This window comes from Pseudoduganella sp. GW821-FHT12E03 (assembly GCF_058807115.1).
Genome location: NZ_JBXAQJ010000009.1, coordinates 331,607 through 352,377, shown reverse-complemented (window position 1 = coordinate 352,377; position 20,771 = coordinate 331,607). Strand labels below are relative to the sequence as shown.

At 60.4% G+C, this 20,771-nt stretch carries 20 protein-coding genes; 11 read left to right on the top strand and 9 right to left on the bottom strand.

The annotated features are described in order from the left end of the window. Positions 1 to 53 precede the first annotated feature (53 nt). The 9 genes from AC1RRC_RS23570 to AC1RRC_RS23530 all read left to right on the top strand — a co-directional run bounded on the left by AC1RRC_RS23570 (position 54) and on the right by AC1RRC_RS23530 (position 8,012). Positions 54 to 896: a S1 family peptidase gene (locus tag AC1RRC_RS23570; RefSeq protein WP_493057968.1), complete on the top strand. Its 843-nt coding sequence runs from the start codon at positions 54 to 56 to the stop codon at positions 894 to 896. A 70-nt stretch (positions 897 to 966) separates the two neighbouring features. Continuing rightward, on the top strand, positions 967 to 1,959 hold the full coding sequence (locus tag AC1RRC_RS23565; protein ID WP_493057967.1) for a serine hydrolase domain-containing protein: 993 nt from the start codon (positions 967 to 969) through the stop codon (positions 1,957 to 1,959). A 172-nt stretch (positions 1,960 to 2,131) separates the two neighbouring features. Then, entirely contained in the window at positions 2,132 to 3,037 is a 906-nt protein-coding gene (locus AC1RRC_RS23560) for an ADP-ribosylglycohydrolase family protein (RefSeq protein ID WP_493057966.1), read from the top strand. Between the two features lie 257 nt (positions 3,038 to 3,294). Further along, on the top strand, positions 3,295 to 4,857 hold the full coding sequence (locus AC1RRC_RS23555; RefSeq protein ID WP_493057965.1) for a S8 family serine peptidase: 1,563 nt from the start codon (positions 3,295 to 3,297) through the stop codon (positions 4,855 to 4,857). Positions 4,858 to 4,932: 75 nt separating this feature from the next. After that, positions 4,933 to 6,132 (top strand): serine hydrolase domain-containing protein, encoded by a 1,200-nt coding sequence (locus AC1RRC_RS23550; RefSeq protein ID WP_493057964.1) that lies wholly within the window; start codon positions 4,933 to 4,935, stop codon positions 6,130 to 6,132. A 74-nt stretch (positions 6,133 to 6,206) separates the two neighbouring features. Continuing rightward, positions 6,207 to 6,626: a hypothetical protein gene (locus tag AC1RRC_RS23545; RefSeq protein ID WP_493057963.1), complete on the top strand. Its 420-nt coding sequence runs from the start codon at positions 6,207 to 6,209 to the stop codon at positions 6,624 to 6,626. After that, positions 6,610 to 6,990 (top strand): hypothetical protein, encoded by a 381-nt coding sequence (locus AC1RRC_RS23540; RefSeq protein WP_493057962.1) that lies wholly within the window; start codon positions 6,610 to 6,612, stop codon positions 6,988 to 6,990. Before AC1RRC_RS23545 ends, AC1RRC_RS23540 begins: the two co-directional genes overlap by 17 nt. A 23-nt stretch (positions 6,991 to 7,013) precedes the next feature. After that, entirely contained in the window at positions 7,014 to 7,508 is a 495-nt protein-coding gene (locus AC1RRC_RS23535; protein WP_493057961.1) for a DinB family protein, read from the top strand. Between the two features lie 48 nt (positions 7,509 to 7,556). Beyond that, the gene (locus AC1RRC_RS23530; protein ID WP_493057960.1) at positions 7,557 to 8,012 is read left to right on the top strand and encodes an SRPBCC family protein; all 456 of its coding nucleotides are present in this window, start codon (positions 7,557 to 7,559) and stop codon (positions 8,010 to 8,012) included. 77 nt (positions 8,013 to 8,089) lie between these two features. Here AC1RRC_RS23530 and AC1RRC_RS23525 read toward each other — a convergent pair whose 3' ends face one another. The 9 genes from AC1RRC_RS23525 to AC1RRC_RS23485 form a co-directional block, all read right to left on the bottom strand. After that, positions 8,090 to 8,488 carry a thioredoxin gene (locus AC1RRC_RS23525; protein ID WP_493057959.1) on the bottom strand — a complete coding sequence of 133 codons (399 nt, stop codon included), beginning with the start codon at positions 8,486 to 8,488 and terminating at the stop codon, positions 8,090 to 8,092. Then, positions 8,485 to 9,831 carry a HEAT repeat domain-containing protein gene (locus AC1RRC_RS23520; protein ID WP_493057958.1) on the bottom strand — a complete coding sequence of 449 codons (1,347 nt, stop codon included), beginning with the start codon at positions 9,829 to 9,831 and terminating at the stop codon, positions 8,485 to 8,487. The genes AC1RRC_RS23525 and AC1RRC_RS23520 overlap by 4 nt, the downstream gene beginning before the upstream one ends. 43 nt (positions 9,832 to 9,874) lie before the next feature. Further along, positions 9,875 to 10,825, bottom strand: coding sequence for a hypothetical protein (locus AC1RRC_RS23515; protein ID WP_493057957.1), 951 nt, complete (start codon positions 10,823 to 10,825; stop codon positions 9,875 to 9,877). 164 nt (positions 10,826 to 10,989) lie between these two features. After that, on the bottom strand, positions 10,990 to 11,952 hold the full coding sequence (locus AC1RRC_RS23510; protein WP_493057956.1) for a beta propeller repeat protein: 963 nt from the start codon (positions 11,950 to 11,952) through the stop codon (positions 10,990 to 10,992). Between the two features lie 8 nt (positions 11,953 to 11,960). Beyond that, positions 11,961 to 13,529, bottom strand: coding sequence for a PAAR-like domain-containing protein (locus AC1RRC_RS23505; RefSeq protein WP_493057955.1), 1,569 nt, complete (start codon positions 13,527 to 13,529; stop codon positions 11,961 to 11,963). Between the two features lie 24 nt (positions 13,530 to 13,553). Next, positions 13,554 to 14,657 carry a DUF2169 family type VI secretion system accessory protein gene (locus AC1RRC_RS23500; RefSeq protein WP_493057954.1) on the bottom strand — a complete coding sequence of 368 codons (1,104 nt, stop codon included), beginning with the start codon at positions 14,655 to 14,657 and terminating at the stop codon, positions 13,554 to 13,556. Between the two features lie 13 nt (positions 14,658 to 14,670). After that, positions 14,671 to 15,240 (bottom strand): DUF6484 domain-containing protein, encoded by a 570-nt coding sequence (locus AC1RRC_RS23495; protein ID WP_493057953.1) that lies wholly within the window; start codon positions 15,238 to 15,240, stop codon positions 14,671 to 14,673. Continuing rightward, a complete protein-coding gene (locus AC1RRC_RS23490; RefSeq protein ID WP_493057952.1) occupies positions 15,240 to 17,441 on the bottom strand; it encodes a type VI secretion system Vgr family protein in 2,202 nt (733 codons plus the stop codon). The genes AC1RRC_RS23495 and AC1RRC_RS23490 overlap by 1 nt, the downstream gene beginning before the upstream one ends. 105 nt (positions 17,442 to 17,546) lie before the next feature. After that, positions 17,547 to 17,954, bottom strand: coding sequence for a PRC-barrel domain-containing protein (locus AC1RRC_RS23485; RefSeq protein ID WP_493057951.1), 408 nt, complete (start codon positions 17,952 to 17,954; stop codon positions 17,547 to 17,549). Between the two features lie 202 nt (positions 17,955 to 18,156). Between AC1RRC_RS23485 and pyrG the strand changes: the two genes are divergently transcribed. Together pyrG and kdsA are read left to right on the top strand one after the other, a co-directional pair. After that, positions 18,157 to 19,836, top strand: coding sequence for a CTP synthase (gene pyrG / locus AC1RRC_RS23480; RefSeq protein ID WP_493057950.1), 1,680 nt, complete (start codon positions 18,157 to 18,159; stop codon positions 19,834 to 19,836). Beyond that, complete coding sequence (gene kdsA, locus AC1RRC_RS23475) at positions 19,833 to 20,687, top strand: 3-deoxy-8-phosphooctulonate synthase (RefSeq protein WP_493057949.1); 855 nt, start codon at positions 19,833 to 19,835, stop codon at positions 20,685 to 20,687. Before pyrG ends, kdsA begins: the two co-directional genes overlap by 4 nt. Positions 20,688 to 20,771: the final 84 nt, after the last annotated feature.

Genomic DNA, 20,771 nt, shown 5'->3' with positions numbered 1-20,771 from the left:
CAACCCTGCCGGGGAATATTCCAGCACTCTGGCGCTTCCTCTAGGACCCACACGTGCTTCGATTCCTGTTGCTGCCCATACTTCTTGCTGCGTCATCCATTGCCAGTGCCATCGCCATTCGACATGACGTTGACGATGCGAAGTATCGGATTCCGGCATCTGAATTTCCTGCGCTCGTCGACATGCCTGGCGAAGGCCACGGCGTGTTGATTGCGCCGCAATGGGTGATTACTGCCGCCCATGCGATCACTTGGCAATCTGAAATCAAACGGGTTGTGATTAACGGGAAGCCCAGGGACGTTGAGCGCGTCGTCATTCATCCCGGCTACAAGAAGCCGCCGCAAGAATTGATCAATCAAGCGATGGCCACCGGAGAAGCCATACTGATATTGGTGCTGCTTGCCTCGTCTGACGACATCGCCCTGGTCAAGCTGGCACAACCTGTGACTGACGTCGCCCCAGTCGCCATCAACCGCGGCAGCGGCGAGGCCGGCCGGATCGTCAAGATCGTGGGGAAGGGCGCCACGGGGACGGGCGCCGCCGGGCACGACCCCCACGGCCCCAATCGCACGGAGCTTCGCCGCGCGTTCAACAAGATCACCAGTGCGCACGAGCGCTGGTTTTGCTATGTGTTCGACGAGCCGCCGTCGGCCCTGCCCCTTGAAGGCATGTCGGTCAACGGAGACAGCTGCGGTCCCGCGCTCATCGAGGCCAAGGACCAGTGGGTGTTGGCCGGAATGGGCGCCTGGAAGGTCGTGCAGGGTAATGTCATGACCACCCGGCCAGGACTCTATGGTCAAACCAGCTGCAATGTGCGCCTAAGCCATTACATTGAATGGATTGAAAAACAGCTGGGACAGCAGGCTTCCCGGGAAGATTCCACGGAACGCAAGTGAACCTGTGAAGCGCCGGACTTTTCTGTTGAGCGCCGCAGGCGCGCCATTCCTTGCGTCCTGCGCAAGCGATATGGCCCGCCTGCGCAATCAGCCTCCCGATGCCCTGGCCCGTGAGCTCGGCGTCTGTTCCGCCGCCTATGTCCATTTGCGCGCCGGCGTGCCCGGTCAGCCCGTCGCCCTGTCCGGATGCACCGATACCCCCGCCCAGCCGGACGCCATCTTCCAGGCCGCGTCGCTGACCAAGCCGGTGGTCGCGTTGGCCGCGCTGCGGCTGGTGCGCGCAGGCCAGCTGGCGCTCGACGCGCCCGTGTCCCGCTATCTGCCCGGTGGCTACCGGCACTTCCACAATGAACTGAAACGGTCGGCCGGCGACAGCCATGACCTGGTGCCCGAAAGCACGCTGCGGCGGGTCTCGGTGGCGCAACTGCTCAATCACAGTACGGGCTTTCCGAACTGGTCCAGCGGCGCGCTTTCCCTGCAATCGGAACCCGGCCAGCGCTGGCGCTATTCCGGCGAGGGTTATGTCCTGTTGCAAAGCGTGATCGAGGCGGTGACGCAGATGGAGCTGGCCGCTTATCTCGACCAGCAATTATTTACTCCGCTTGGCATGCGCGACACGAGCCTGGTGTGGCGTGATGCGTTCGAAGAGCGTGCCGTGAGTGGCGTGACCACCTTCGGGATACGACTGCGCATCCGCATGCGAAGCGCGGTGGCAGCGTTCTCCCTGTACACCACGGCGGCCGACTACGCGCGGTTCATGGCGGCGCTGCTGGCCGACGACGCGGTCATATCGACGACGCTGGCCCGGCCGGTGGAGGTCGACGAACCGCTGGGCCTGAAGTGGGGCCTGGGATGGGGAATCGAGCATACACCGGGTGGTCCCAATCTCTGGCAATGGGGGAATAATACGGGGTTCCGCGCCTTTGCCATGGCGTCCGTTGCTTCAAAAGATGGCTTCGTTTTATTAACCAATAGCGAGCGCGGGATGGTGCTGGCCGCATCGGTGGCGCAAACGGTTTTACCAGGAGAACACAATGCATTCCGGTTTCATTTGGTTGCCTGACTTGGCGCTCCCTTTAATTCGTTGGGACCGGCAGGCCAACTAAGCCTGATCTTGCTGGTGGCGGACAAAGTCACCCGCCTTGATCACGCGGCATGCAAGCCTTCTGGCCGTTGACCCTGCCGCCCCGGCACAGGCGTATCATGCCTGATGAGCTTGTGCCCGGGAGGATGCCATGTCGCTGGACAAATATCAGGGATGTCTGCTGGGCCTCGCGCTGGGCGATGCGCTTGGCGCGCCGTACGAAGGCGGTCCGCTCGAGCGCGCGCTGTGGCGCCTGATCGGCACCACCCGCAAGGGCGAAATGCGCTGGACCGATGACACGCAAATGTCGCTGGACCTGGCGGAATCGCTGACGGAGCGGGGCGGGCTCGATGCCGATGACGCCGCGCGCCGTTTCGCCGCCAGCTATCACTGGAGCCGGGGCTACGGGCCCGGCGCCGCGCGGCTGTTGAAACGCATCCGGCGCGGCATGGCCTGGCAGGAAGCCAATCGTTCCATTTATCCCGACGGCTCGTATGGCAACGGCGGTGCGATGCGCGCCCCGGTGATCGGGCTGTACTTTGCCCGGCGGCCCGATGCGCTGCTGGACGCGGCCCGCACCTCCGCCAGTATCACGCACGCCCATCAACTGGGCATCGACGGCGCGCTGTTGCTGGCCTCCGCCACCGCGCTGGCGCTGGCAGGAGAGGCGCCAGCCGCCTTGTTGCGGCAGGCCGCCAGCCACTGCACCAGCACCGCCTTCAGCACGCGCGCCGCGACCGCCGCGCAATGGCTGGAGACCGGGGCGGCACCGGCCGCGCGGGACGTGGCGCGCACCCTCGGCAACAAAATTTCCGCCAGCGAGTCGTGCGTTACCGCGCTGTATGCCGCGCTGCGGTTCAGGGATCAGCCTTTCCAGGACATGCTGCGCTTCATTGCCGACGGCAGCGGCGATGTCGACACGATCGGGGCCATGGCAGGTGCGGTGTGGGGCGCGGCCAATGGCGTCGTCCGGTTGCCCGCCGCGCAAATCGACAAGCTGGAGCAGCGCGACCGGCTGATGCGTGCCGCTTCCGCGTTATACGCCAGCCAACCTTGATTTCCAGGCATGGGTTTGCCCCTGAAAAATGTCTCATTTGAGACATTTTTGTGACCGGTGTTCAGAATAAAACAGAACTGACGCGCGCTTACAACGTTAAACAAACCCTTCTAATAATTAACGGTCAGACATATTGTTTTCCGATGCGACACGCCTCTACACTTGGGCCCTGTCTGGTTGCGGAGTGGATCCTCCCTCCCGGGCATAGACAATAAAAGGGCGTACTACGCCGCACAGCTAATATCGGAGAGAGATAAATGATCGGGATTTCGCGTACTTCCAAAATCGCACTCGCAGTGAAACTGGCATGCGCCGCAGCCGCCCTGGGCGCTGCCGGCCAGGCCGCCGCCGCAGCCGACACCACGCGTGTCATCGTGGCGTTCAAACCAGGCAAAGCTGCTGAAGCTCACGCTGCCGTCAAGGCAGCCAAAGGTGCGGTCAAACATCAAATCCACGGCATGGATGCGATGGCCATCGAAGTGCCGACCCAGGCGCTGAACGGCCTGGCGCACAACCCGAACGTGGAATACGTGGAAGAAGACGTCAAGCGTATGCCTTTCGCCACCAGCACGCCATCGACCGGCACGCCATACGCGCTGGGCCAGCTGGTGCCATGGGGTATCAAGGCAGTGCAGGCTGACCAACTGTCCGATGCCAGCACCGGGAACCGCAAGGTCTGCATTATCGACTCCGGCTATGACCGCGCACACGAAGACTTGAGCGGCAACATCGTGACCGGCGAATACGACAGCGGCACCGGCTGGTGGTACAACGACGACAACCACCACGGCACCCACGTGGCTGGCACGATCGCCGGTATCAACAACAGCGTCGGTGTGGTCGGTGTGAATCCGAACCGCAAGCTGAAACTGCACATCGTGAAAGTATTCGGCGCTGACGGCTGGGCGTATTCGTCCACCCTGGCATCGGCTGCCAACAAGTGCGGCACTGCGGGCGCCAACGTGATCAGCATGTCGCTGGGCGGCGGCGGGTCGAGCAAGACCGAACAGCGCGCCTTCGACGCCCTGCAAACCAAAGGCGTCCTCAACATTGCTGCTGCCGGTAACGATGGCAACACCGTGGTGTCGTACCCGGCCGGCTACGCCAGCGTGATGAGCGTGGGCGCGGTTAACGAAAGCCTGGCCTGGGCCGACTTCTCGCAATACAACAGCAAAGTGGAAATCGCCGGTCCTGGCGTGGACGTGCTGTCGACCGTGACCACCAACGGCGGTTCGCTGTCCTCCCTGGTTGTCGGCGGCACCACCTATGCGCCAGGCGCAATGAGCGGTTCGCCTAAGGTGACCGCCACCGGCGCACTGGCTGACTTCGGCCTGGGCGACGCGGTCAACAGCGCCATGGCTGGCAAGATCTGCCTGATTTCCCGTGGCACCGTGGACTTCGCGACCAAGGTCAGCAATTGCAAGGCCAGCGGCGGCGTGGGCGCAGTGGTGTACAACAATGCTGCGGGCGGCTTCGGCGGCACGATGGGCACCACCGTGACCACCATCCCTTCGGTCACCGCATCCGACACCGAGGGCGCGGCAATGAAGGCGCAACTGGGCGCATCGGCAACCGTGGCAGTGACGCCAACCAGCTACGAGTCGTACAACGGCACGTCGATGGCAACCCCGCACGTGTCCGCAGTGGCCGCGCTGGTGTGGAGCTACTTCCCAACCTGCACCGGCTCGCAGATCCGTTCCTCGCTGAACAAGAGCGCGAAAGACTTGAACGTCGCCGGCCGCGATGTCTACACCGGCTATGGCCTGGTGCAGGCGAAGGCTGCCTACGACCGTATCAAGTCGCTGGGCTGCGGCATGTAATCAGTCAGTTGTAGAATGAAGAACGGGGCGCTGCATGCGCCCCGTTTTTTTCATTGCTCCCGATAGGAATTGCCGATGCGCCGATTGAATCCGCCAGTCCGCTCCATCTTCTGGTTGTTGTCCATCCTCCCGATCACGGCGGCCCAAGCCACCCCTGCCGCCGACGATGCCGCGACACGGATCGCCCGCATCGAAGCCCCCCAAACCCCCGCCGACAATGAACTCGATGCGCTGGCTTTGCCGGCATTGATGGCGCGCCTTCACGTGCCCGGCGTCAGCATTGCCGTCATCAAGGATTTCCAGCTGCACTGGGCCAGGGCGTATGGCGTGGCCGATGCGGACACGGGGCGAGCGCTCGATGCCGGCAGCCGCTTCCAGGCCGCCTCGCTCAGCAAGCCCGTCACGGCGCTGGCCGCGATGCGGCTGGTGCAGGAAAAGCGCCTGGACCTCGATGCGGACGTCAACACCATACTGAAATCCTGGAAAGTTCCGCCGTCACCGTGGACGCGCGGCCAGCCGGTGACGCCGCGCTCCCTGTTCAGTCACACCTCGGGCGCCGATGACGGCTTTGGTTTTCCCGGCTACGAACCGCAGGCGCCGTTGCCGACACCTGTGCAGATTCTGCAAGGTTTGCCGCCATCGAATGTGGGCAAGGTGACCTTTGCGCGCGCGCCCTATGCCGCTTATAAATACTCGGGCGGCGGCCTGACCATCATGCAGTTGGCCATGACGGACCGCTGCGATTGCGCGTTCACGGACTTGATGCAATCGTCGGTGCTGGCGCCGCTGCACATGCGGGATAGTTCGTTCGATCCGCCCGGCCAGGAAAGCCATGCCGCGTTGGCGCATGATAAACAGGGGCGCCGCATGGGCGCGCCGTGGCGCGTGCATCCGGAGCAGGCCGCCGCCAGCCTGTGGAGCACGCCAACCGATGTGGCGAAGTTCATTATCGAGATCCAGACCGCGCTGCGCGGGCCGAAAGGCAAGGTGCTGGAGCAGCGCTCGGCGCAGGAGATGACCACGCCGGTCGGCATCGGCGCGTATGCGGTCGGGCTGGCGATCGAGCGGCAGGGCGACGGCTGGTATTTTTCGCACGGCGGTTCAAACTGGGGTTACCGGGCGTGGATGACCGGGCACCTGCGCAAGGGTTATGGCATGGTCATCATGGCCAACGGCGAGAACGGCATGGCGCTGATGAACCAGGTGGCCGAGCGCGTCGCCAATGCCTATGACTGGGATTCCGTTGAAAGGAAGGCGGCAGCCGCGCCGCGCTAGTAATAAGGCTTGTCGGCAGGCAGGGGAAATTTGTAAAATAGATAATTGTTGCCCTTCCACCACGTTGCCCGCCTATGCCTGACGCAATCCATCCCCGCCCGCTCACCACCCGGATTTTCTGGCTTGCCGGCGCGTACAACGTGTTCGGCATGCTGCTGTTTTCCCAGCTGTTCATGAACCCCTTGCTGGCCTCAACCGATCCCGCCGTGTTTTCCTGGCTGGGCCAGGTGGCTATCGTGTTGTGGGGCCTGGCTTACTGGGCCGTGGCGAAAACCTATCACCACGTGCCGCTGCTGGTGGCCGTGTTCGCGCTGGAAAAGCTGGTGTATGTGCTGGCCTGGGCGCACTGGCTGCTGGAAAAGGCGCAAACATTGCCGGCGATTGCCAACGAGTCCCCGCTGACCGCCATGTTCTTTTCCGTGTACGGCGCGGGTGACTTGCTGTTTGGCCTGTTCTTCGCCTGGACGGCGCTGCGAATTGGTAAAGCGCGCTAACGCGACGGTGCTGGTCTTGCTGGCTTGCGCCATGCCGGCGCAGGCGGCAGACCCGCATGACGAGCTGTTCATGGAACCCAGGCCGGGAGTGGCGGACAAGGCGCCGGACGCAATGCGTACCGGCTTGCTCTCCACAGTGAGGCCGCTGATCGCGCAGGCCGCGCCGAGGCGGCCGACCGACAGCCCGTTGCGGGAACCCGCGCTGGCACTGGGAATCGGACGGGCCGGCAAGCAGGGCATCGTCGAGCGCAGTGTCGAGGCCTACACGGAAGTGCTGATCCAGTGCCAGCAGAACAAGTCCCCGATACTGACCGTGCCATTCCAGCGCAGCGACAGCCAGCAGGCACATTGCTACCGCTTTTAAATGAATTGTTAAAGGAGTTCTCCATGTCTGTCTCGATGCTGCAATCCCTGTTTGGCCAAAAGGTATGGGCCAATACCGAACTGTTTGACGTGCTGGCCACCGTCACCTCTGAAACTGACCTGCACACGGCGATCCGTACGCTGAACCATATCTACGTGGTGGACCGCATTTTCCGCGCGCATTTGCTGGGCGAGCAGCATGGTTATGACGCCACCAATACCAAGGCCACGCCGACCCTGGCGGAACTGCGCGCGGCGGTGCTGGAAACCGATGCGTGGTACCAGCAATATGTCTTGTCCTTGACCGATGCCGCGCTGGCGGAGCCCGTGCGGTTCCGCTTCACGGACGGTGACATGGGCACGATGTCGCGTGAAGAAATCCTGCTGCACGTGATCACCCACGGCGGCTACCATCGCGGCAATGTGGGGCAGGTGCTGAAGAACATCAGTGTCGCGCCGCCACGGGATTTGCTGACCAAGTTTTTGCATGTGATGGAGCCGCAGCGGCGTGAACAGTGACGCGTCGCTTATGTACCTTGCACCGGAATCTCAACACAATCATTGTTGATGGCACTGATCGAACGGCAGACACACATAGCAGCCCCTATTGCGACCGTCTACCGCACCTCGCAAGACTATGCGGTGCGTTATGACTGGGATCCTTTCCCGGAAAATATCGCCGTGGTTGCCGGTGAAACCGGCGGCCCGTTTATTGGTACGCAGGTGCGCATCCAGTCCAAGCTCGGCATGCATATGCTGGTTGAGTTCGTGCAAGTGATGCCGCCGACGCACGCTGCGGTCAAGATGATTGAAGGCCCGTGGATACTGGCGAAGTTCGCAGGTTCGTGGATTTTTCAGGAAGTGTCGCCCAATCACACGGTGGCGCGTTTCCGCTATGCGATCGTGGCCAAGCCAAAGCTTCTGCGGCTGATAGTGGAACCGCTGGCTGTTCTTTATTTCTCGCATGTCGTCAAGAAACGGCTGGCGGGCCTTAAGGCATATTGTGAGCGCCAGGCTGGCTGAGCGGAAGTGGCAGGGCTGATCTGTCTTGCGGTTTTGGTTGAGTCGCCACGGATTTTCCAGACACCCTCGCGCCCCTGCTACACCACCCAATCTTCACGTAGCAAGTTCGATCGAATGCCGGGATCTGCGAGCCCTGGTGTCGTCTCGGGCTGTCGATAGGCAGTTTCTTCGAATACTGTTCGTGAACCCGACAAAGCCTTGCATGCTATGACAACTGCCTCCTTATAAACGATCAGTTGCGGTAGATCGTCCGGCACGTAATCGCCTAAAAACTCTGCATGGTCTTCCAGGTCGAGCCACACCCAAGTGTCGTTACTTGGCGCTGAAGCGGCCTGGAGCTCGACGTGGGAGCGCAAGGTACGGCACTTTTCACACCATGCTTCAGCACCCAGGAAAATCAGCAGGCGGGCACCGGGCAGTTGCTGCCGTTCCGCGATCAGGCGGGCATCCGCCCAGGGATCAAAAATTCTGTTCACAGGTTCTCCAGTGTCTGCAAATGGGCAAGCGGGCGCAATTGGAGCGCAGCCGCTCCCCGCACGGAAAGCTGAATATCGGGCATCGCCTGCATTAGAACCTGCGCAGCGATGATGCGTAGTGCTTGCGGCGCATGTTCCAGCAGGCTCAGGGCATACTTCGGTGTCAGCGCATGTCCCAGCAGGCTGCGGACGCCAGTGGGAAGCGCATGCAGATGGGCGGAGGACGCAGACTGAATTGCGCTGATATCAGGGAGCGGCAACCCTTGGTCGGCATCGAGGCGGGCCTCGGTAATGGCATCGCCTTCACTCTCAGCGCTAGGATCGGACTCTGGCATGGTCCAGCCATTCGCCGCCAAGTCCAGCCCGGTTAATGATTGCCACACCCAGCCCGCATAGCGCGCCACGTCCGGGTTATTCATGCACTCCATTACCTGGGGCAGGTAGATGCTGTCGCCATGGTGCAGGATAAACGTCAGTCCGACGCGTGCGGGCAGGCCGTTGAGTAATTGCGGGATGCTCGGATGGCCAAGTGACGTCATCACCGCCAGATGCTGAATCCAGCGCTGCAGGCGGCGTGCCGCCGGCTTGCGGTACCAGCCGGTTGCTTGCCGATGGACGTCGGACTGGGCGGCGACGCACTGCCATAGCACCGCGACGGCCTCTTTGGCAGCACCACAGCGCGCCAGGGCAATGGCGGCTTCCGCACGCACGGCCAGGTCGGTATCCAGCAGTGCCGAACGCAGTGCCGGCGCCAGCGTGCTGGTGCAGCGCTCGTCATCGCACCTGGCCGCGCGGCAGGCTGCGGCGCGAATGAAGGCATGGGGCGAAGCGAGGTAAGTAGTCAGCGGGAAGGGGAGTGCGGTGACGCCATCTGCACCGATCAATGCCGCCGCGCGCAATGCTGCCACTTGCGCCGGTACATCGCCATCGGTGGCGCCGAGGCGCGTGATCCAGGGTAACGAGGATGCCGGTGCCACCCAGGCCAACGCGGAGACCACGCCGCGCAGCAATGTGTCGGGTTGCTTGCGCAACTGGGAGAACACGTGCTCGATGGTGGGCGTATCGTCCAGCGTGACGGCTAGCCAAGTGCCGGCGAACGATTCAGCGGGGCCTTTCCAGCGTTGCAGGGCTGCTTGAGTAAGACGCAATCCCGCTTGCCCTGCTACTGCCAAGCCTTCCAGATGTGCATCCAGCAGGCGATTGAAATGCGCATATTTGGCGAGGCCGATTTGTGTTGAGTGAGCGGCGCTGTCCAGTTGGGACCAATAAAAAGCGGCATCTTCTGCATGCCGCGCGATCAGCGGTTCAATGGCGGCATGCAGCGCAATGACGGGTGTGTCCATGATTCGTCGATTGAATTGAAAAGCGGAGTAAATGGGGGCGGCGCTATTGCCGATGGCGCACGACAAGCGCACACCGGTGTCCGTCATCGCCAGCAAAATGCAGCAGGGCACTACGCCCGGGCCCATTTTCCGACCGGCCCATGACATCGCTTAGCCAGGCGAGTGTCAACACCGAGGCGGCCGCACCGGTTTCACCAACCCGGCTGGCGAGGATGGAATGCGGGAATTCCGGTTTGCGATGCTCCAGCACGCGCGTCACTGCAAGGCTGACTTCCTTGGCGTACCAGCTTTCGCCAGTCATGCCGCTGGCGTGAAAGTCCAGCGCGCCAACTTTAATGCCTGCTGCGCGCTCGGCTTCTCGCATGGCATTGACCAAACCATTGGCACGTAGCGGGACGTCGCCACCGATACGCCAGCTTTCCAAGGCGGTTGCACCTGATTCGATCCAGAGCGCAGGCTGGTCTGCTGCCTGGATACTCAATAAAAGGGCTGCGGCGCCCTCTCCGGGAATAAAGCCATCCGCATTGTCAGTGGTGGCAAGACGTTCGCAGGCCAAAAAATGTTCGATAGCTCCGGCATCGAGCAGCGAGTCGACTGCAACCAGTAACACGTGGCTTGGTGCATCGTCCTCTGCCAGCACATCGCCCGCCTCTTGCAAGAGGCGGGCGATGCCCGCTTTACCATAGGCATACATGGCCGACTTCGCATGGAACGGCCCCATACCTGGAACATTGCCTGCCGCCAGATCTGCCAGGTCATCGGCCAACGCATCGTGCGGCATCCCGGGGCGCTCCGCTTCAGGTGTCAGCAGCATGATAGCTATCTGTTCAGTGTGCAGACCTATCTCGTTGGCTGGTTGCAGGCCTTCTGCGACGACGGCGTGTAACATCAGGCGCAGGCGCTCTGCGCCCCAAACAGGAACCTCATGCAGCGCCGCGCCAATGAGAGCGTCGCCGCTGTCGTCGACAAATTCGGTTTCACGGAAGTGGTTCATGTGGGCATTGATGGCGGCTGTTGCTGCGCGCGCGTGATGCCCAACGGAGCAACACATCGCGCGCGCCACCACCCGCAACGACACGGGGCCCTGCAAAGTCACTGGCGCCGGAGCTTCACTAGGCCATTTCCAGAATTTCATACTCGGCAAATTCGCTTGTCTGTTCAATCGAGGTAAGGAGCGACGATGGTTTTCCATTCCTTGCCGTCAAAGCTCCATACGGCATGCGGGCTTGCAACCAACAACAAGCCGTCGCGTGCATCCATGTGGCCGTAGGCGGGTATGCTTTCGCCCTTGTGTTCCACCGATTGCATCGCCTTGCCGTCCCAGATGCGGAATTGATAGTCGGAGGCCAGCCAGAGCTTGTTGTCGAACCACAGCACGTCGTTCCACAGAATGCTGGATCCACCTTCATAGATGCGCTTCCAGGTGGACTTTTTGCCGACCCACAGACTGCCTCCTTCACCCGAAATGTAGACGTTGCCGTCGCCAGCGCAGGTGACAGTGGCTAGCTGGACGTTCGAGGGGAAGCCCATTTGCTTCCAGGTGTTGCCGTCAAAGTGCCAGACGTCGCCGTGGCCGCCGACGGCGTACATGTCGGTTTCGGTAAAGGCATCCATATCGTTAAAGCCTACTCGTTCGATATGTTCCGACCATGGCAAATCGGCGAAACGTTCCCATTTTCCGATATCAACTCGCTTGTAAATTTTGCGCTGACCGCCAACTGAGTATGCATAACTATTTATGCATTTAATACGCCAAGGCATCGGCCATCCATCGGGATGAATGAATTCATCCGGCCATTCGCCGCTCCCAACTATCATCGTCTGTCCGCCGCTATTCCTTGCAGCCAACAACGCTTGCCCTTTCGGTTTAAGGGTGATGCCAAGACGTGGTTTGCTATATCCCGTTCCTTCTGAACAACCATGGCGTAGAGCCGGGGAGGGCTCGTCAAGATATATATTGACGAGCCGAACAGGAATGTCATGATCGAAAAGGCGAGAGGCTTCCTCGTCAGGTAAATCCTTCCTCAGGGCGAAGTAGATAATATTTTGGTCACGTACGGCGCAATCAGTGATGACCCATCCTTTGAATCTTTTTTTCCAGCCTTGCTTGTCAATAAACATATGTTTCCTTATCTGGAGTTATTGTCTCTAGGTTGCTTCTGCGTGCCTGTTTTGTCGACGGCTTTAGGGCGAGCGCTCGGACATTTGCTGTTGTAATACCCCTCCAGTTGGGCTTTAATGCAATTATCCTTACAACGAGACGATGGAAAAGCTTTCTTGTGCGACTTAACGGCAGCATTGATTGCATCATTCATACTCATCGTCCCGTTAACTAGCTTTTTCGAGTCGGCGAGACTTTGAGTTTGCTCATCCATTGCATCGTGTACCCGCAGATGGCTTCCATGGTGCTGCGATCCTCCCTCAACACATACAGTCGGTGCAGTGTCATATTCGTACCCTGGGCAGTTCGCATCCTTAATCATGGCGTCATAAATAAGATGATGGCCTGTCTGGCCAGGGCAACAACCCTTACCGTCAGCAGTTTCTACATTCCGCGAACCGTCTTTCTTTCCTTTGGGCACAAGATTGCATTTGCGTGCTCGCGTACAATCGTTTAGCGTTGCAAGCAAGTCTTGACCTTCAGCACCCAATTTCAGGGTTTCCGCCCCAGTATTTTTCGAATCGAAGTTTTTGAACTTTTTCGACAAATCATGCAAATCCTGTCCTTTCTTTTGCAGAATATCCAGTTTTTCCAGCGATTCGATAGCGACGCGGCGGATTTCCGAAATGTCTCCTACTGTAAGTACGGCGTCTACGCCCGACACTACAGCCATTGCCGCATTGCCCCAGCCGGGTACTACACTACCAGCCCCTTGCTTCACTGCGGCACGAGCCCCCCATTTGGCAAATGCTTTGGCCCCGGCTTTGGTAACCATTTCCTGTAGCTCATCTTTCAGAGCTTGCATAATCTGTAGTTCGCCGGGAAGGTTACTATAGATATCCTTCATGTTATCTATGTAATCCTTGGCGTTTTTCAGATTGTTCCCAATACTTACACCCAAGCCATCACAATGATCATCTGTCCAATGCGATTGGTCCGGTTTGCCCTTTTTTGCGGGTTTCGGCACTTTCGCTGCCTTTAGAGCGTTGAGAAGCGGGCTTTTCTTGCGCAAGTTTTTGCGGGCCTCGGAATCTTCAGCCTCTGGTTTGCAGGCACGTTCAATGCGTTTTTCCTCCTGCTTGCATGCACTGCCCGTAAAGCTGCGCGCTATATAGGGAAAAACAGCCGTATTACTGGGCATCGAACCATGATTATGCCCAACAAGATCTTGATGCCTAGGTACACCAAACCCTTCGAACACGACGTCAAACGACCACTGCGTAAAGTACGCCTTACCTTTGATGACCCCGGTTTTTACGCCCTTCTTGAAGGCCTGTGTGGCGGGCTCGTTACCGGTGCTGGTTGAAAAAAACGATTGGTCCTCGATAGCCACTTCCTGCCCACAAATGGAAACGGTGCGGGTGCCATTGGAAATGCTGTTGGCATAGCAGGTGTTGGGATAAGGGATGATGATCGGCCCGGCGGCAGGGCCGGGCGGACTCCAGCAAGGATCGGGAAAGGCTTGCGGAGAAACGCCGTCAGACGCTGCCGCTTTACAAGCAATTTCCATCCCGTTGGCATAGACATGAGTTTGCATAGGTGATTGCAGTAGTCGAAGGCGTTATTCTGTGAACGGCACGTCGGGGCCACATCCGGCACAGCCGCCCTGGACGCCGCTGGTCTTGGCCGACCACCACTGTGAATTAATCGGGCCGACCGCAACGGTTTCAAATTCCTGGATGCGGCGCCGGATGGGAATGCTGCTGCGCCACACCACGGAAAAGCGTTCGTCATCCGGCTCGAAATACAGCGTGTCGGCCAGTACACGCGGTTCTTCCGTGCTGTAGTCCGTACGCATCACGCGAATCTTCATGTGATCGAGCCGGGGAAGTGCGAAGCGCACGTCGGGACGACCTGGCATCATGTGTTTGAGCACAATGTTTTCTCCACCTTGCGGATAATCCATCTGCTGGTCTTCCGGCGCGCATTGATGGAAGCGCTCGTCAAAGTCAGCGGGGAGAAACGGCGCGACTTCCCGCTGCCACTGTTCGTCATACGTCCCCGCAAAATCCTTGCGCGGCGACCAATGTCGCCCCACCGCTGAAAACGCGATGGGGACATGCGGCCCATCGGGCTTGCTCACGGCATCCATGATCGACTCCAGGCACGGCGCAGCTGCCCCATCAATTTGATCCCTGCTGTTTTTGCCAAACCAGCCAGCGCCACTGGGATTGGTCCGCAGCGCTTCCGACAACTTCTCGTCGCCTTTTTCCCACGTCCGCGTGCCGCCAAACGCCAGCCCGAAATGCAGCGGCATTTTCACAAACGGTTCCGGCGAAGATAGGCTGTTCCAGCCCAGCGTACGCTGCCACTTACGTGGTCCGATCACCCGTAACCCTTTTTCCAGCGAACCCACCCGCCATCCCACCAGCATTTCCGTCACCGGTTCGCCTGTCGGGCTATGCGCATGCGCATTGAACAGCACATCGCAGCGCGGTTTGAACCGCACCAGGTCCGAGCCATACAACATGGCGCTTTCCCCGGGCTCCCCCGCGTACACGTCGGCCGGTTCGAAAGGTGTAGGAGTAATCGGCATCGGGCGCTGGCCAGGGGCGGGGATGCGCCAACTGGCCTTCACGACGATGACCAGATGCTCTCTGCCTTCGACGTCCAATGCAGGCACCACTTCGGCTATCAGGTTTTTAGAAGCGACGACCAGTTCCACGTGCAGCGGTCCTTCAGTTGACGTTGACCGAACCGCCCAGGATGCGCTGGGTGGCGCTGGCGTGGCTGGTAATGTATGTGCCGCGCAATTGGATGCGGCCATCGGCACTGAGAATCAGGGCCGCGTCGCCGCAGCGCAGTTCGATTTCGTGCTCCGCATACAGCACCACTCTTTCACCATCGATCAACGCATCCATGGCCGGTTCGGCTTCGTTCAGCATGGCGGGCGGCGCAGGCACGGCGGCAGGGGCCAGCATAAAGCCAAGGATAATGGGCCGCAGCGGATCGCCCGATTCAAAGCCCAGCGCCACGGCCTCGCCGATGCGCGCGGCGTCAACCGGCGCCAGGGTGCGCGCAGGGATGGCGTTCAAGCCCCATGCGGCAATGCTTACCAGTGGCGTGCCGTCGCCTGCCACACCTGCCAGGCTGCCGGTGGCTATGCCGTTGGCGTTGCGGGGCAGGGTGCCCGCGTCATTGCCAGCAGGGGTGCCTGCAATAACCTTATGCAGCAAGCCTTCGTCGGCAGCCGTCACTGGCGATGCAGGCGTGACCTGGCCTGCCGCAGTCATGCATGGTTGCGACATCAGTTCTCCAGAATCTTCTTGGCCTTCATCGTGATGTTGCCATCAGCCTTGAACGTTTGTTCGCCGGTGGTACCCAAATCGATGGTATGGCCGTTGATGGTGATGGTGCCGTCCGACGACATGGTCAGGGTGGACTTGCCCACCGTGATGGTGAATTCATCGCCGGCCGTGATGTTGAACGACTTGCCGACCATGACGGTCTTCGACAGGCCCACTTCCTCGGCCTGTGCCAACGCCACCGTGGTGTTCATGGCGGCGCCGACCGTGGTTTGATACGCGGCGCCGATGGTTAGCATCTTGGCCAGTCCGATGGATTCCATCTTCGCCATGGTGACGGTCTCGGTCTTGTTGCCGCCGATGGTCACGCTGCGGTTGCCGCCAATATCAATCGTCTCATTCTTCCCAACATCCTCGGTCCGGTTATCCCCAACACTGACGGTCTCGTTATGATCCACCCGCTCCTTGCGGTCGTTGTGCACCGTGATGGTTTCATCGTGGTCAACGGTCTCGGTCCGGTCGTGCTTGATGTGATTGGTCTCGTCGTGGTCGACGGTCTTGCGGCGGTCGTTGCCGACCCATTTATCCTCATCGTGCTCGACTTCCGTCAGTTGGTCCTTCTCCGCATGCAGCCACAGCTGCTCCGCGCCTTTCTTGTCTTCGAAGCGGATCGCATTGGCATGGCTGTAGGCCCCGCCCGGCGTCGAGCGCGACAGGATGCCGCTTTGGGTTTTATTGTCCGGCAAAGTCCACGGCGGCATGGTTTGCGCGTTCGGCACCATGCCGGTGACGAGCGGGCGGTCCGGGTTGCCGTCCAAGAATTGCACGATGACTTCAGTGCCGATGCGGGGAATCGATGTCATGCCGAAATTCGCGCCGGCCCACGCGGTGGCCACGCGCACCCAGGCGGAACTCTTGTCGTCGAACTGGCCGATGCGGTCCCAGTGGAATTGCACGCGGATGCGGCCGAATTCGTCGGTATGGATTTCCTCGCCGGCCGGACCGACCACGGTGGCCGTTTGCAGGCCGTACAGTTTGGGTTCGGTGCTGTTGTAGCCACGGCCCGGGCGCCACGGGATGGTCTTGCGGATGCAGGTCAGCGTATTGCTGTACTGGGCCGGCTGGCTGCCGTTGGCGTGGTAATTGTTGCTGGCGCTGTGGTGGGTGCGCACGATCAGGAATTCACCATCCTGGCTGTTGCCGCCATCCGGGGCGATGTCGAAGTGGCCGGTCAGCTGGAACCAGCGGCCCGGCTGCACGGTGCGGTCGTTGCCGGCGGCCTCGAAACGCTTGCCGCCCGCTTCGATTTCCTCCATGCGGCGGCGCGCCTGGGCGTTGCCGTCGTCTTCCGCCGTGAAGCCATAGGCGCCCGTGTATTCATACACTTCCAGTTGCGGCTCGGCGCCTTGGCGGTGGATGGTGGGCACGGTGATGCTTTGCGGGCGGGGCGACTTGAAATCAAAACTGGACAGCGCAATGCTGGCCGGGATGGTGCGCCGCACGGGCGCCCAGTCGCCGATGGCGTCGTCTTCCATGGCGCCCGCTTCGCGCTGGTAGGCGATGGTGGGGACGCCGTCGATGGGATCGGCGGCGGCCGAGTCGTCCGACAGGACCAGTGTGTGGCCGTCGGCGCGGTGTTCATACCAGTAATGCCAGCCGCGCTGTTCCCAGCGCCGGTGCACGTAGTTGTAATCGGTTTCGTCGGCCTGGCAGGCATCGGTCAGCGCGGGGTCGGCGCCGTGGATGCGGGTTTGCCAGTCGGGCAGCGGGTAGTCATTGAAGATTTCCGTGGTCTGCTGCTGCACGGTTTTACCGTGGAACAGGTAATAGTCGCGGCGCAGGCGCAGATAGGCCAGCCACGGGCCCAGTTGCATGCGGTAAAACGCGAAGCCGCCATCGGTGCGGGTCAGCGCGAATTCAAAGACATAGCCATTGAAGTAGCGCAGGCTGCCATCTTCGCGCACCAGGGAAATGGTTACCATTTTCCCTTCGACATCCTTTAAGGCCAGTCTGGCGTTTTCCGACAAGACTTCAACCGTGAAGCTGAAGTCGCGCGACAGCGCTTCGTCGCCATCGAGGCGGTTCGGCAATAGCAGGGCTTGCGGCCCATCCTCATTGGGAAAGGACAGGCGCAGCAGGCGGTTGGTCTGACTGATGCCGAGCAGGGCTTGGGCGATATCGACAGCGTTAAGAGTCGTGGTCATAGCAATGTGCAAGTTCCCTAAAGAACAGGAAGTTGCGATGCTAGCACTAAATTATTTTTTTGATATTATTGTTGTACGTCTATCGTGCGCGCCCATGGCTGTGCTTTAGCGTGACGCGGCGTCGGTCCGGTAATAGCTGTGCACTTCCGTCATCCACGTCTGGTTGGCCATGTCCGGCCAGTGGTCGGCATCGAAACCGGGCGCGTTTTCAATGCGTTCCTTGCTGATATCCATGGTGAACCGCTTGTTGGCGGTGTCCAGGGTCAGTGCTCCCCAGGGCACGGCAAACAGTTTTTCGCCGATGGTCAGCACGCCGCCGCTGGCCATCACGACATAGGCGATCATGCCGGTTTGCATATCGAGCATGATTTCCTTGACCGTGCCCAGGTGCTCGTCTTGCAGGTTGTGCACGTGGTCGCCGATCAGGGTGTCGGCACCCATCAGCGAAGGGCCGGGGCCTTGGTGGCCGGTATCGACATACATGCCGTAGGCATCGCGTTCTGAAGTAGTCATGGCGTCCTCCTGTTCTAAAACTGCATTGTCCTGCACCTGCCGCCAAGCCTCTGTGCGGCATGCCACCAACCGCCAACATTGCCAAATTACCTATGCTTGCAGGCTGATAACTGGTTTTTTGCAGACGTAGGGATGAGAAAGACCCGAGATTGAGCTATAATTTTAATTTCCCGCATCGTGCCGACCGGCACCCGATCTGCCCATGACCAAATATGTCTTCGTCACTGGCGGCGTTGTGTCTTCCCTTGGTAAAGGGATTGCCGCCGCCTCTCTCGCCGCGATCCTAGAATCGCGCGGCCTCAAAGTCACCATGCTCAAACTGGATCCGTACATCAACGTCGATCCGGGCACCATGAGCCCCATGCAGCACGGTGAAGTGTTTGTTACCGATGATGGCGCCGAGACCGACCTGGACCTCGGCCACTACGAACGTTTCATCTCCACCCGCATGCGCAAGGTGAATAACTTCACCACCGGCCAGATCTACGAATCCGTGATCCGCAAGGAGCGCCGTGGTGAATACCTGGGCAAAACCGTCCAGGTGATCCCGCACATCACCAATGAAATCCAGGATTACGTGCGCCGTGGCGCGGAAGGCTACGATGTCGCCCTGTGCGAAATCGGTGGCACCGTCGGCGATATCGAATCGCTGCCATTCCTGGAAGCCGCACGCCAGTTAAGCCTGCGCGCTGGCCGCAAGAACACGGCGTTCGTGCACCTGACCCTGGTGCCGTACATCGCGTCCGCCGGTGAACTGAAAACCAAGCCGACCCAGCACTCCGTGCAAAAGCTGCGTGAAATCGGCATTTCGCCGAACGCGCTGCTGTGCCGCGCCGACCGCAAGATCCCGGAAGATGAAGTCGCGAAGATTTCGCTGTTCTCGAACATCGAAGAGCGCGCCGTGATTTCCGTATGGGACGTTGACACCATCTACAAAGTGCCGCAAATGCTGCACGACCAGGGCCTGGACGCAATCATTTGCGAAGCGCTGGACTTGAACCCGGCGCCGGCCGACCTGTCGATGTGGAGCAAGCTGATCTACACGCTGGAAAACCCGAAAGCCGAAGTGTCGATCGGTATGGTCGGCAAGTATGTGGAACTGACCGAATCGTACAAATCGCTGACCGAAGCGCTGCGTCACGCCGGCATCCACAACGAGTCCAAGGTCAACATCGAGTACATCGACTCGGAAGAGATCGAAGCCAACGGCGCCGCCAGCCTGTCGCAGTACGACGCGATCCTGGTGCCGGGCGGCTTCGGCAAGCGCGGCGTGGAAGGCAAGATCAAGGCCGCCCAGTTCGCCCGTGAAAACAAAATCCCTTACCTGGGCATTTGCCTGGGCATGCAAGTGGCGCTGATCGAATACGCGCGCCACATGGCCGGTCTGACCAACGCCAACTCGACCGAATTCGAACCGGAAACCGACCAGCCTGTGGTCGCCCTGATCGATGAATGGCAAGGCCTGGACGGCAAGGTTGAAAAGCGCGACGAGAAATCCGACCTGGGTGGCACCATGCGCCTGGGCGCGCAAGCGTGCGCCGTGAAACCGGGTACCCTGGCTGCCGAGATTTATGGCGGCGTCGTGACCGAGCGTCACCGTCACCGCTACGAAGCCAATAACCTGTACCTGGGCCGCGTGGAAGCCGCCGGCCTGGTGGTGGCGGCCCGTACGCCGACCGAAGACCTGTGCGAAATCATGGAATTGCCGCGCACCGGCGACAATGCGCACCCATGGTACATGGGCGTGCAATACCACCCGGAATTCAAATCCACCCCGCGCGACGGCCACCCGCTGTTCACGTCGTACATCAAGGCGGCGCTGGCCAACAAGGCGGCCCGTGGAGGCCAGTTGCACGTGGTCTCTGAAGAGGACGCGGCATGAAACTGTGCGGTTTCGACGTTGGCCTTGACCAGCCATTCTTCCTGATCGCCGGCACTTGCGTGATCGAATCGCGCCAGATGGCGTTCGACACGGCCGGCGCGCTGAAAGAAATGACCACTGAACTGGGCATTCCATTCATCTACAAGTCGTCGTTCGACAAGGCGAATCGTTCGTCGGGCACGTCGTACCGTGGTCCAGGTATGGAAAAAGGCCTGGAAATCCTCGGTGACGTGAAACGTGAGCTGGGCGTGCCGGTGCTGACCGACGTGCATTCGATTGAAGAAATCGACGTGGTGTCATCCGTGGTCGACGTGCTGCAAACCCCGGCCTTCCTCTGCCGCCAGACCGATTTTATCGCGGCCTGCGCGCAGTCCGGCAAGCCGGTCAATATCAAGAAGGGCCAGTTCCTGGCTCCTGGCGACATGAAAAACGTCATCGACAAAGCCCGCGCCGCTGCCCGCGACAAAGGACTGAACGAAGACAACTTCATGGCGTGCGAGCGCGGCGCCTCGTTTGGCTACAACAACCTGGTGTCCGACATGCGCTCGCTGGCGATCATGCGCGACACCGGTGCGCCGGTCGTGTTCGACGCCACCCACTCGGTGCAGCTGCCGGGCGGTAACGGTACGTCGTCGGGCGGCATGCGTGAAATGGTGCCGGTACTGTCGCGCGCGGCCGTTGCCGTTGGTGTGGCCGGCCTGTTCATGGAAACCCACCCGACTCCGGCCACGGCCCTGTCGGACGGCCCGAACGCGGTGCCGCTGGGACGCATGAAAGATTTGCTGTCCGTGCTGATCGAATTGGACCGCATCACCAAGAAGGCTGGTTTCCTGGAAAACAGCTTCAATTGATGCAGTAATGTGATTTACCGGGCGGGCCCGGCGTATATCTGATACGCCGGGCCCGCTTCTACATCCGGGCTACGTCTGTTATCC

What these genes read in the sequence shown, in the direction of transcription:
- AC1RRC_RS23520 (WP_493057958.1), bottom strand. Translation starts at nt 9,831, where the DNA reads ATGGACACACCCGTCATTGCGCTGCATGCCGCCATTGAACCGCTGATC.
- AC1RRC_RS23565 (WP_493057967.1), top strand. Translation starts at nt 967, where the DNA reads ATGGCCCGCCTGCGCAATCAGCCTCCCGATGCCCTGGCCCGTGAGCTC.
- AC1RRC_RS23510 (WP_493057956.1), bottom strand. Translation starts at nt 11,952, where the DNA reads ATGTTTATTGACAAGCAAGGCTGGAAAAAAAGATTCAAAGGATGGGTC.
- AC1RRC_RS23530 (WP_493057960.1), top strand. Translation starts at nt 7,557, where the DNA reads ATGGCACTGATCGAACGGCAGACACACATAGCAGCCCCTATTGCGACC.
- AC1RRC_RS23555 (WP_493057965.1), top strand. Translation starts at nt 3,295, where the DNA reads ATGATCGGGATTTCGCGTACTTCCAAAATCGCACTCGCAGTGAAACTG.
- AC1RRC_RS23505 (WP_493057955.1), bottom strand. Translation starts at nt 13,529, where the DNA reads ATGCAAACTCATGTCTATGCCAACGGGATGGAAATTGCTTGTAAAGCG.
- pyrG (WP_493057950.1), top strand. Translation starts at nt 18,157, where the DNA reads ATGACCAAATATGTCTTCGTCACTGGCGGCGTTGTGTCTTCCCTTGGT.
- kdsA (WP_493057949.1), top strand. Translation starts at nt 19,833, where the DNA reads ATGAAACTGTGCGGTTTCGACGTTGGCCTTGACCAGCCATTCTTCCTG.
- AC1RRC_RS23490 (WP_493057952.1), bottom strand. Translation starts at nt 17,441, where the DNA reads ATGACCACGACTCTTAACGCTGTCGATATCGCCCAAGCCCTGCTCGGC.
- AC1RRC_RS23550 (WP_493057964.1), top strand. Translation starts at nt 4,933, where the DNA reads ATGCGCCGATTGAATCCGCCAGTCCGCTCCATCTTCTGGTTGTTGTCC.
- AC1RRC_RS23545 (WP_493057963.1), top strand. Translation starts at nt 6,207, where the DNA reads ATGCCTGACGCAATCCATCCCCGCCCGCTCACCACCCGGATTTTCTGG.
- AC1RRC_RS23495 (WP_493057953.1), bottom strand. Translation starts at nt 15,240, where the DNA reads ATGTCGCAACCATGCATGACTGCGGCAGGCCAGGTCACGCCTGCATCG.
- AC1RRC_RS23560 (WP_493057966.1), top strand. Translation starts at nt 2,132, where the DNA reads ATGTCGCTGGACAAATATCAGGGATGTCTGCTGGGCCTCGCGCTGGGC.
- AC1RRC_RS23515 (WP_493057957.1), bottom strand. Translation starts at nt 10,825, where the DNA reads ATGAACCACTTCCGTGAAACCGAATTTGTCGACGACAGCGGCGACGCT.
- AC1RRC_RS23535 (WP_493057961.1), top strand. Translation starts at nt 7,014, where the DNA reads ATGTCTGTCTCGATGCTGCAATCCCTGTTTGGCCAAAAGGTATGGGCC.
- AC1RRC_RS23485 (WP_493057951.1), bottom strand. Translation starts at nt 17,954, where the DNA reads ATGACTACTTCAGAACGCGATGCCTACGGCATGTATGTCGATACCGGC.